The sequence below is a fragment of the Streptomyces sp. NPDC050856 genome (assembly GCF_040653855.1).
In the GTDB taxonomy this organism is placed as follows: Bacteria; Actinomycetota; Actinomycetes; order Streptomycetales; family Streptomycetaceae; genus Streptomyces.
Map to the genome: position 1 here is coordinate 1 of NZ_JBFAGV010000056.1, position 11,837 is coordinate 11,837.

3 protein-coding genes are annotated in these 11,837 nt (G+C 74.2%); all 3 read right to left on the reverse strand.

Translation table 11 applies throughout. The features are described 5' to 3' along the window. Positions 1-96 precede the first annotated feature (96 nt). Positions 97-306 carry an MbtH family protein gene (locus tag AB0H53_RS28715; protein ID WP_362119461.1) on the reverse strand — a complete coding sequence of 70 codons (210 nt, stop codon included), beginning with the start codon at positions 304-306 and terminating at the stop codon, positions 97-99. Between the two features lie 106 nt (positions 307-412). Then, complete coding sequence (locus tag AB0H53_RS28720; RefSeq protein WP_362119463.1) at positions 413-8,212, reverse strand: amino acid adenylation domain-containing protein; 7,800 nt, start codon at positions 8,210-8,212, stop codon at positions 413-415. Between the two features lie 61 nt (positions 8,213-8,273). After that, positions 8,274-11,837, reverse strand: a 3,564-nt coding sequence (locus AB0H53_RS28725; RefSeq protein ID WP_362119466.1) for an amino acid adenylation domain-containing protein, incomplete at its 5' end; no start/stop codon positions are given.

Sequence of the window (11,837 nt, forward strand, 5' to 3'; positions counted from 1 at the left end):
ATCGGCGAGGAAGCAGACAAAAATGGCTCACCTGCTCGACTCCGTCGACGCCGCATCGCTGCGTACCGGGGCCCCGCCCCATTCCCGGGTGCCCGCTCAGGCTCCCATGGCCTCGACCAGGCTCTTGGGCCGCATGTCGGTCCAGTGGGTGTTGATGTACTCGACGGCCTCGGCGCGCGAGGTCTCGGCCAGGACGGTCTCCCAGCCGGCCGGTACCTCGGCGAAGGACGGCCACAGGGAGTGCTGACCCTCCTCGTTGACCAGGACCAGGTAGGTGGCGTTCTCGTCCTCGAAGGGGTTGGTCATGGGGTGCTTCCTTTCATGTGTCCCGTCCGCTGTCTGCGGGGTCTGCTTGCCGGGGGTGGGTGCTCGCCGCGGGTCGGCTCGCCACGGGGTCCGCTCGCCGGACGGGCTATCTGCCCGGTGCGGCGGCCTCGGCCATCTCGCGCAGGCCGTCGGTGAAGCCCCGCGCGAGCTGTTCGACGGTCTCGCGCCGGTGCAGCGCGGCCGAGTAGGTCCAGGAGAACTCCATGCGGTCCCCGGACACACTGCCCGTGACGTCCAGCACGTTGGTGCGCAGTTCGGCGGGCGCGTGGTCGCCGCCGGGGCTCGGCAGGAAGCGGCGGTAGAAGCCGCCCCCGCCGTCCTGGCCGCCGAACTGCCCCAGGTAGTTGAAGGAGACCGGCACCATCGGCAGGTCCCTCAGCCCGGCCCGCTGCTCCTCGCTGCCCAGGTGGGCGAGGGCCCCGAAGCCGATGCCGTTGCGGGGCACCCGGCGCAGTTGCCGCTTCACGGCCGAGACCGTCCGGCGCCAGTCCGCGTCACCGGGCAGGTCGAGGGCGACCGGGTGGACGGTGGTGAACCAGCCGGCCGTACGGGAGAGATCGACGTCGTCGAACAGCTCCTCCCGGCCGTGGCCCTCCAGTTCCACCAGTACCCGGGACGATCCGGTCCACCGCTGGAGCGTGCGCCCCAGCGCGGCCAGCAGCACGTCGTTGATGCGGCTGCGGAAGACCCCGGGCACCCGCTGCAGCAGCAGACGGGTCTGCTCCTCGGACAGGGCCGACACGACCGTCTCCTGCGTGGCCACGGTGTTGTCCCCGCCCGGGTGGTCCAGCGGCACCCCGACCGGCGCGCCGTCCAGGACGCCGGCCCAGTGGGCGGCCTCGTCGTCGAAGCCGCCGTCGCGGGTGAACCGCACCAGGCGGTCCGCCCACTGCGGGAAGGAGGTGGACTTGGCCCCGAGGTCGGGGAGCTTCCCGGCGGCGAGCTGCTCGTAGGCGGCGGCGAGGTCCTCCAGGAGCACCCGCCAGGTCACCCCGTCGACCACCAGGTGGTGCGCGCCCAGCAGCAGCCGGGCGGGGCGGGCGGCCCCGCTGTCGAAGGCGACGGCCTCGAACAGCGGGCCGGCCGCCAGCCGCCCGGCGGGCCGGGCGCGGTGCGCCCGCTCACGGATCGCCGCGTCGAGGGCGTCGTCGCTCAAAGCGGAGGTGTCGACGGTCCCCCAGACGCGCGACGCGTCGTCGTGCGGCGCGATCCGCTGCCGCCACTCGCCGTCCTCGCGCGTGACGCGCAGCCTGAGCATGTCGTGCTGTTCCACGACGGCCGCCACGGCCCGGGGCAGCAGGGCCAGGTCCACGGCCTCGTCGAGTTCGACCAGCAGCGTCATGTCGAAGTGCTCGGGCGCCTTCGGGTGGCTGTCCAGGAACCAGCGCTGCACCGGGGTGAGCGGGACCCGCCCCGTCACCGCGCCCTGCTCGGCCGCCACCTCGCGGGCACCGGCCGACGGCGATTCCGCGCCCGCGCCGAGCCCGGCCGCGAGTCCGGCCACGGTCTGGCGTACGAACACGTCCTTCGAGGTCAGGTCGAGACCGGCCTTGCGGGCCCGGGACACCACCTGGATGCTGAGGATGGAGTCGCCGCCGAGCTCGAAGAAGTTGTCCTCGACACCGACGCGGTCGACGCCGAGCAGTTCGGCCCAGATGCCGGCGAGCAGGCGCTCCGTCTCGGTGCGCGGCTCCACGTAGGCGGCGCCGGCGAGGGCGTCGTGGGACGGCCGCGGCAGGGCCGCGCGGTCCAGTTTGCCGTTGGCGTTGAGGGGGAGTTCGTCGAGGAGCACGACGGCGGCGGGAACCATGTACTCGGGCAGCGCCGCGGAGGCCGCCGCCCTGATCCCCCCGGCGGTGACGCCCTCGGCCACCACGTAGGCGACCAGGCGCCGGACCCCGGGCGAGTCCTCGCGTACGACGGCGACGGCGTGCCGGACCCCGGGCACCGCCGCCAGGACGGCCTCGATCTCGCCGAGTTCGACGCGGAAGCCGCGGATCTTCACCTGGTTGTCCGCGCGGCCGATGAACTCCAGCTCGTGGTCCGGGGTCCAGCGCACCACGTCTCCGGTGCGGTAGAGCCGGCCGCCGGCCGGGCCGAAGGGATCGGCGACGAACCGTTCCGCCGTCAGGTCGGGCCGCCCGGCATACCCCTGGGCCAGGCCCGCGCCTCCCAGGTACAGCTCGCCGTGCACCCCGACGGGCACCGGCCGCAGCGAAGCGTCCAGGACGTACGCGCGCCCGCCCGGCATGGGGCGGCCGATCAGCGGCTTCTCGCCGTTCCGGATCGGCCAGTACAGGCTGTTCACGGTGTTCTCGGTGGGGCCGTAGAAGTTGTACCCGGTGGCCACCCCGGCCGCGCGGAGCCGGGCGAGCAGGGCCTCGTCGAGCGCCTCGGCGCCGACGGTGATCACCTGCGGGCGGTGGCGGCCCTCGTCGAGCAGTCCGGCCGCGACGAGCTGGGTGAGGTACGACGGGGTCGCGTCGAAGTAGTCGACGCGCCACTCGTGCAGGGTGCGGCACAGCTCCTCGGCGTCCAGCCGGGTCCGCTCGTCCACCACGTGCAGATGGTGGCCGTGGAGCAGCCACACCAGCGGGTCCCAGGACGCGTCGAACGAGAAGGCGGCGATGTGCGCGGCGCGGCGCGGCGTCCCCGGGTCCGGCAGCGCGTCGAGCACGACCGCGCGGTAACCCTCGATCATGGCCCGCAGGTTGCCGTGGCTGATCACGACGCCCTTGGGGGTGCCGGTGGAGCCGGACGTGTACATCACGTAGGCGGGATGGGCGTCGGTGAGCGGCCGGGTGCGGCCGGTGTCGTCCAGCGGCGAGCCGTCCTCCTCCGCCAGCGCGTCGGCGGCGCCCCCGTCCAGGGACGTCACGACCACGCCGGGGCCGAACAGCTCGCGCAGCGCGGCCGCGCTGGCCTCGACGGTGAGCACGCTGTGCGGGCGGGCCTGGCCGACGATCGAGCGGATCCGGTCGTCCGGGTAGGAGGGGTCCACGGGCACGTAGGCGGCGCCCGCCCGCAGCACCGCGAACACGGCGGTCACCGCGTCCGCCGTACGCGGCAGTACCAGGGCGACCCGGTCGCCGGGGCCGGCGCCGGCGGCGACGAGCCGGCGGGCCAGCCGGTTGACGCGGGCGTCGAGTTCGCCGAAGGACAGCGTCACGTCCCCGGCGGTCAGCGCGGGCCGCTCCGGGTGCGCGGCGGCGGCCTCGGCCAGGCCGCGCAGGGCATGGCCGTGTCCCGCATCGAGAGGGGGCCCGGACGCGGCGGTCAGCAGCTCGCCGCGGGTGGCGTCGGACAGCGGGACGAGCTCGCGCAGGACACGGCCGTCGTCCTCGGCCAGCAGCCGCAGCAGCAGCACGAGCTGGTCGGCGAAGCGGACGGCCGTCCCGGGGTCGAACAGGTCGGTGTTGTACTCCAGCGCGCCCAGCAGCCGGCCGTCCACCTCTCCGAAGTCCAGGCTGAGGTCGAACAGGGAGTGCTCACGGACCAGCGGGTGCTCGGTGATGGCCAGGCCGTCCAGGCGCGGGGCCTCGCCCGGCGCGTTCTGAAGCGCCACGACCGCCTGCACCAGCGTGGGCCGCGACGGGTCGCGCTCGGGCGCCACCGCCTCCACCACCCGGTCGAAGGGCACGTCGGCGTGCTCGAAGGCGTCGAGCACGGTCTCGCGGACGTCGGCCAGCAGCTCGGCGACGGTCGCCGACTCGTCGACGCGTCCACGCAGCGCCAGGGTGTTGACGAAGAACCCGACGATGTTCTCCAGCTCGGCGCGTTCCCGGCCGGAGGTGACCGTGCCGACGGTGATGTCGTCCTGCCCGGTCCACCGGGACAGCAGGAGCTGGACCGCGGCGGTGAGCGTCATGAACAGCGTGGCGCCGTGCGCCCGGCCGAGCCGGTGCAGTCCGTCCAGGACCTCGGAGGGGACCGCGAAGTCGTGCACCGCGCCGGCGGTGCCGCGCACGGTGGGGCGCGGGCGGTCGGTGGGCAGCTCCAGCGGCTGCGCCCCGGCCAGCCGCCGCGTCCAGTGCTCCAGGGACTCCTGGAAGTGGGCCGAGGACTCCCTGCGGTTCTGCCACACGGCGAAGTCGACGTACCGGAGGGTCAGTTCGGCCAGCCCGGCGCGGGCGGGAAGCTCCCCGGCGGGTGTGTCCGGGTGGGACAGCGCCGCCGCGTACAGGGCGCCGAGCTCCCGCGTGATCACGGACATCGACCAGGCGTCGGTGACGATGTGGTGGATGCTCATGAGCAGCACGTGCTCCTCGGGGCCGAGCCCGACCAGCAGCAGCCGCAGCAGCGGGCCCTCGTCCAGCGCGAAGGGCCGCTGGACCTCGGCGGCGAGCCGCGCGTCGAGCTCCGCCCGGGACCGGCCGGCCAGGTCGGTGAAGGGCAGCGGTACGGGCGCGGGCGGGCGCACCACCTGCGCCGGGGTGCCGTCCCGCGAGACGAAGACGGTGCGCAGCGACTCGTGCCGGTGCACCAGGGCGTCCACGGCCGCCTGCAGCGCCGTCCGGTCCAGCGGGCCGGTGAGTCCGAGCGCGCCGCCCGAGTTGTACTCGGAGCCGCCCGGTTCGAAGTCGTCCAGGAACCACAGGCGGCGCTGGGTGAACGACAGCGGCAGCGGCTCGTCGCGCGGGGCGGGCGTGATCCGGTCGGCGTCCGGGGCCTGGGCGGCCGCGGCGGCGTCCAGCAGCGCGGCGAGCCCGGCGATCGTCGGCCGGTCGAAGACGCTGCGCGGCGGCAGCCGCACCCCGAGCACGTCGGCGGCCCGGGACAGCATCCGGACACTGCCGACGGAGTCCCCGCCGACCCGGAAGAAGTTGTCGTGCACGCCCGGGTTGTCCAGGCCGAGCAGCTCGGCCCAGATCCCGGCGAGCACGGTCTCGGTGGGGGTGGACGGGGCCACGTGCCCCACGCCCGACTGGTCCGCCCAGTCGACGGCGGGCAGCGCCTTGCGGTCCACCTTGCCGTTGCCGGTCAGCGGAACCGCGTCGAGCAGACAGAAGGCGGCCGGCACCAGGTACTCCGGCAGGACCGCGGCCAGCTCCTCGCGCAGGCGCTCCACGGTCACCGCGCCGGGCGCGGCCGGCACCGCGTACGCGACGAGCCTGCGGTCGGCGCCGCGGCCCTGCACGTCGACGACGGCCTGCGCCACCCCGGGCAGCCGCAGCAGGGTGCCCTCGATCTCGCCGGGCTCGACGCGGTGGCCGCGGATCTTCACCTGGCTGTCCGAACGGCCCAGGAATTCCAGCTGGCCGTCGGCGCGCCGGCGCACCACGTCACCGCTGCGGTACATGCGCGCGCCCGCCGGGCCGAAGGGGTCGGCGACGAACCGCTCCGCGGTCAGGGCGGCCCGCCGCCAGTAGCCGTGCGCCAGGCCGTCGCCCGCGATGTACAGCTCGCCGGGCACACCGGGACCCACCGGCCGCAGCCAGCGGTCCAGGACGTACACCCGGGTGCCCTCGATCGCGGTGCCGATCGGCGGTGTGGCACCGCCGGACAGCGGGGCGCTCATGGTGGCGCACACGGTGGACTCGGTGGGCCCGTAGGCGTTGAACATCCGGCGTCCCGCGGAGAACTCCGCGACCAGCTCGCCGGAGGTCGCCTCACCGGCCACCAGCAGCGCCTTCAGCGGACGCAGGTCCTCCGGGGCGAGGCTGGGCAGCAGCGCGGGCGGCAGCGTCACATGGGTGACGCCGTACGCGTCGAGCGCCCGGACGAGTCCCTCCCCGCGCAGTTGTTCCCTCGGAAGCACCACGGCCGTGGCGCCGTTCAGCAGTGCCACGGTCAGTTCGGCGATCGCCGCGTCGAAGGCGGGCGAGGCGAACTGCAGCATCCGCGTCCCCGGGCCCACGTCCATGCGGGCGCCCTGCGCCGCGGCCAGCGCCGCGATGCCGTGGTGACCGACCAGCACGCCCTTGGGGCGCCCGGTGGAACCGGAGGTGTAGATCATGTACGCGGCGTCCCCGGCCGTGGCGAGGTGCGGCGCTGGTTCGCACGCCAGGACTTCGTCGCGCACCTGGTCGAGCAGGATCCGCCCGGCCGTGTCCGGAAGCACCCCGGCGAGGGTGGTGTCGGTGATGACCGTCCGCACCCCCGAGTCGTCCAGGACATGGGCGAGACGCTCCGCCGGATAGCCGGGGTCCAGCGGCAGATAGACCCCGCCCGCCTGCATGATGCCGAGCAGCGCGGACACCTGGTCGGCGCCCCGCTCCAGGCACACGCCCACGAAGTCGCCGCGGCGCAGCCCGCGCCGCAGCAGGTACGCGGCGAAACGGGCGGCCCGGTCGGTCAGTTGGGCGAAGGTCAGCCGCTCCGAGGCGGAGACGACCGCGATGTCCGAGGGGCGCCGCGCGGCCCGGGCGGCGAGGAGTTCGCCGAGGGTGCGCGGCGCCGGGCCCGCCGCGCCCCGGCCGGCGTCGAGTGCCCGCGCGCGGCCGTCGGCGCCGAGGGGTTCGATGTCCCGCAGCGGCCGGGGGTCGGCCGCCGCGCCCAGCGCCGCGCACAGGTCGCGGGCGAGCAGTTCGATCGTGCCCGCGTCGAACAGCTCGGTGGCGTACTCGATCTGGGCGTCCAGGCCGTCGGCGGTCTCCTGGAACTCGAAGGTCAGGTCGAAGACGGCGTGCTCGTGCCGCAGCGGGTAGGGGCCGACCTCCAGCCCACCGAGGCCGGTCCGCTGCCCGCTGTCCAGGTTCTGCAGGACCACCGTGGCCTGCACCAGTGGCGGCACGGAGGTGTCGCGCTCGTCCAGTACGGCGTCCACGACGGCGTCGAAGGGCACTTCGGCGTGGTCCAGGTCGGTGAGCACGCCGTCCTTGACGCCGGCGAGCAGCTGCCCGAAGGTCTGCCGCTCGTCCACCTGCCCGCGCAGCGCGACGGTGTTGACGAAGAAGCCGATCGTGTCGCGCAGTTGCGGGTCGTCCCGGCCGGCCACGACCGTGCCGAGGACCACGTCGTCCGAACGGGTCCAGCGGGACAGCACCAGGCGCGCTCCCGCGACCAGCACCATGAACAGGTTGGCGTCCTGCTCGGCGGCGGCCTGCCGCAGGGCGTCGGCGGTGGCCTTCGGGACGCGGAAGAGGTGCGAGCCACCGCCGGTGCCGCGCACCGGCGGCCGCGGCCGGTCGGTGGGCAGGGCCAGTGGTTCGGCCCCGGCCAGCTTGGTCCGCCAGTGCTCCAGTGACCGCTCGTAGCGCTCGCCGCTCAGCCGTTCGCGCTGCCACACCGCGTAGTCCGCGTACTGCACGGCCGGCTCGGCCAGGCCGGCGGCGGCGGGCAGCTCCGCGACGGGCGCGGCGGGCCGCTCCAGCGCGGCGCGGTAGAGCAGGTCGAGCTCGGAGCGCAGCACACCCATCGACCAGCCGTCGGTGACGATGTGGTGCATCGTCATCAACAGCACGTGCCGTCGCTCACCGGCCCGCACCAGGTGGACGCGCAGCAGCGGCCCGGTGGCCAGGTCGAAGGGCCGGCCGTGGCGCTCGCCCAGCGTCTCGGCCAGGGCCTCCTCGCCGTGCGCCTCGGTGTACTCGAAGAGCAGCGCCTCCTCGGCCTCCACCGGTGGCCGCACCCGCTGCACCCCCTGGCCGTCCTTCTCGTGGAAGGTGGTGCGCAGCGCCTCGTGCCGGCCGACGAGCGCGGCGCAGGCGCGGCGCAACGCCCCGGGGTCGAGGTCGCCGCGCAGCTCCAGGCAGACACCGGAGTTGTAGTCCGCCCTCCCCGGTTCCAGCCGGTCGAGGAACCACAGCCGCTGCTGGGCGTAGGACAGGGGCAGCTCGCCGTCCCGGGGGACGCGGGCGATCCTGTTGCGGTCCTTGCGGGTCTGCTGCGCCGCCAGTCGGCGCAGCATCTCCTGCTTCAGCCGTTCCTTGCGGTCCAGGGTCATCGCGCTGTCCTCCGGCGCTGGTACGAGTGGTGCGTGCGATGGTGCGGCAGGGGGGTCATGGTCAGTCCTCGTCCTCGATCTCCGCGAGGACGGCTTCCTCGACGGCCTCCGCGAAGGCCCGCAGCGTCTGGTGTGCGAACAGCGACCGGGTCGGCATGCGCACCCCGAGGGCGTTCTCCACGGCGCCGACGACCTGGATGCTGCGGACCGAGTCACCCCCGATGTCGAAGAAGTTGTCGTGGACCCCGACCCGTTCGAGGCCGAGAATCCCGGCCCAGACGTCGGCGAGCACCTCCTCGGTGACGGTCTCCGGGGCCTCGTAGCGTTCCTCGGAGAGCCGGGACCAGTCGGGTGCGGGCAGCGCCCGGCGGTCCACCTTGCCGTTCGGTGTCAGCGGCAGCGCGTCGATGGGCAGCAGCACCGTCGGCACCATGTACGCCGGGAGCATTCCGGCGAGCTTGGCCCGTACGGCCTCCTGGTCGGGCTCCGCTCGCGGATCCTCCGGCAGGAGGTGGCCGACCAGTTGCTTGGCCCCGGACGGCGAGTCCACGACGGCCACGGCGGCGCGGGCGACACCGGGGCAGTCGGCGAGCGCGTTCTCGATCTCGCCGAGCTCGATGCGGAAGCCACGGATCTTGACCTGTCCGTCGGCACGGCCGATGAACTCGATCCGCCCGTCGGTGTTCCAGCGCACCACGTCACCGGTGCGGTAGAGGCGTCCGCCTGCGGTGAACGGGTCGGCGACGAACCGCTCGGCGGTCAGCGCGGGCCGGTTCTCGTAGCCACGGGCCAGTCCGTCGCCCGCGAGGTACAGCTCGCCCGCCACCCCGGCCGGAACCGGCCGCAGCAGCGCGTCCAGGACATAGGCGCGGGTGTTGTCCATCGGCCGTCCGATGGGCGTCACGGCCGCCCGGGCCTCGTCGGGGGTGATCGGGGCGCAGGTGGCGAAGGTGGTCGTCTCGGTGGGGCCGTAGACGTGCACGACGGTGGTGTCCGGGCACGCCTCGGCGACCCGGACGAAGGCCGCGGGCTGTGCCGCCTCACCGCCCGTCCACACCTCGCGCAGTCCGCCGAAGCACCCCGGGTCCTGCTGGGCGAACAGGTTGAACAGCGCGGTCGTCAGGAACATCGCGGTGACGCCGTGCTCCGCCGTGTGGCGGCGGATGGTCCCGGCCGTCAGGTCCCCGGCCGGGGCGACCGCGACGGCACCGCCCGCGAGCAGCGGGGCCCAGACCTCGTAGGTGGCGGCGTCGAAGGCGTGCGGCGAGTGGAAGAGCACCCGTTCGTGCGCGCCCCGCCAGCGCCGGTCCCGGGCCAGCGCCACGATGCTGCGGTGGCTGACGGTGACACCCTTGGGGGTCCCGGTGGAGCCGGACGTGTACATCACGTACGCGGCCGAGCCGGCCGGTACCCGCGGCAGCGCGGCTCCGGCGTCGTCCGGGGCGGCGTCGCCCGTCGCGTCGTACGTGATCACCGGCACCCGGGGCTCGGCGAGCCGGTCGAGCATCGAGGTGTCGGCGACGACCGCCGCGGCGGCGGTGTCCTCCAGCAGCCAGGCCACCCGGTCCGCCGGAAAGGCCGCGTGCACGGGAACGTACGCCGCGCCCGCCTTCAGCACCGCCAGCATCGCCACGACCACCCGCGGGGAGCGCGGCATCAGCAGCAGCACCCGGGACTCGGGGCCGACGCCCCGCTCGCGCAGCCGGCGGGCCAGCCGGTCCGCCTCGGCGTCGAGTTCGGCGTACGTGAGCGGCTCCCCGTCGCCGACGACGGCGACCGCCTCGGGCCGCCGGGCCGCCTGCGCGGCGAAGAGCTCCGGGACCGTGCTGTCGGGCACCTCGACGCCGCCGCCGTCCTGGAACGCCGCCAGGGCGGGGTCGCGCCTGGCCGGCATCCGGCCGAGCGGCCTCCCGGCCCCGTCGGTCATCGCCCGGAGGATGTCGCCGAGGTGGTCCAGCAGACCGCGGACGGTCGGCTCGTCGAAGTGCTTCGGCTCGTAGCCGAGGACCACGCGGACCCGGTCGCCGGAGTAGGCGCTGAGCGTCAGCGGGTAGTTGGTGGCCTCGTTGGCGGTGACGGCCTCCACGGTCAGGCCGTGGGTCCGGGCGCTGTCCTCGTCGACGGGGTAGTTCTCGAAGACGACCAGGCTGTCGAAGAGAGTGGTGTCCGCCGGGAGCCCGGCCTCCGCCTGGACGCGGGCCAGGGAGAGGTAGTCGTGACGCCGGGACTCGGTCTGCCGGAGCTGGATGTCCTGGAGCCACTCGGCGACGTTCTGCTTCGGGTCGACGCGGATGCGCACCGGCAGGGTGTTGATGAAGATGCCGATGGCCGACTCGACGTCCGGCAGGTCGGCCGGCCGGCCCGAGGTCGTCGCTCCGAAGACCAGGTCGGTGCGGCCGGAGTACGCCGACAGCAGCAGCGCCCAGGCACCCTGGACGACCGTGTTGACGGTGAGGCGGTGCCGCTTGGCGAAGTCGAGCACCGCGTCCGACAACCCGGCCGGAAGGTCGAGTTCCTGTCGCTCGGTGGCCCGCGCGGCGCGGACGTCGTCGGGGGCGCGGTCGTAGGGCAGGGGGACGGGTGTGTCATAGCCGGCCAGGACCTCGCGCCAGTATTCGTGCGCGGCCTGGGTGTCCTGCCGGGCCAGCCAGGCGTGGTAGTCCCGGAAGGCCGGACGGGCCGGCAGCGCGCCGCCCCGGTAGGCGGTGAACAGGTCCGCCATCACCAGGGGCAGGCTCCAGCCGTCCAGCAGGATGTGGTGGAAGGTCCACACCACCTGCACCCGCGTCGGCGAGAGCCGGAACAGCGCCACCCGGGACAGCGGCGCCGCCGTCAGGTCGATGCCCCGCCGCTCGTCGGCCGCCGCGAACTCCGCCAGCGCCGCCCCCTGCTCCTCCACCGACAACCCGCTCCAGTCCCCCACCGTGACCGGGAGGACGGCGTGGCGCCGGACGATCTGCACCGGCTGGCCGATGCCCTGCCAGGCCATCGTCGTACGCAGCACGGGTGTGGCGTCCACGACGCTCTGCCAGGCGCGGGCGAGAGCGTGGATGTCCGTGACTCCGTCGAGGACCAGCAGGGTCTGTTCGAAGTAGGAGGAGGAGCCGGGTTCCAGCAGGGTGTGGAAGAGCATGCCCTGCTGCATGGGGGTGAGCGGGTGGATGTCCTCCACGTCCCGCCCGTCCCCGGCCAGCAGGTCCACCTCGGTCTGGGTGAGCGAGGCGAGCGGGAAGTCCGACGGCGTGACCCCGCCGGCACCCTCCGCGACACAGTGCGCGATCAGTTCCGTCAGCTCCGCGACGAACCGTTCGGCCAGGCCCGCGATGGTGCCCTCGTCGTGCACGGCGGTCGAGTACGCCCAGTCGAAGACCAGCCGCCCGTCCACCACCCGGCCGACCACGTCCAGCAGATGCGCCCGCTCGTCCTCCGGGGCGTACTCGCCGCCGGGATCGAGGTCCGAGGTGCTGAAGACGCCGCCCTCACCGGCCGACGTGTCGAACTGGCCGAGGTAGTTGAAACCGACCTGCGGTTCGGGCAGTTCTCGCAGTTCGCCGCGGAGGTGACGCAGGGCGCCGTAGCCCAGGCCCCGGTTGGGGACCGCCCGCAGCAGCTCCTTGGTGTGCTT

Excerpts from the sequence above, each read along its gene's own strand:
- AB0H53_RS28720 (WP_362119463.1), bottom strand. The coding sequence starts at position 8,212 with ATGACCCTGGACCGCAAGGAACGGCTGAAGCAGGAGATGCTGCGCCGA.
- AB0H53_RS28715 (WP_362119461.1), bottom strand. The coding sequence starts at position 306 with ATGACCAACCCCTTCGAGGACGAGAACGCCACCTACCTGGTCCTGGTC.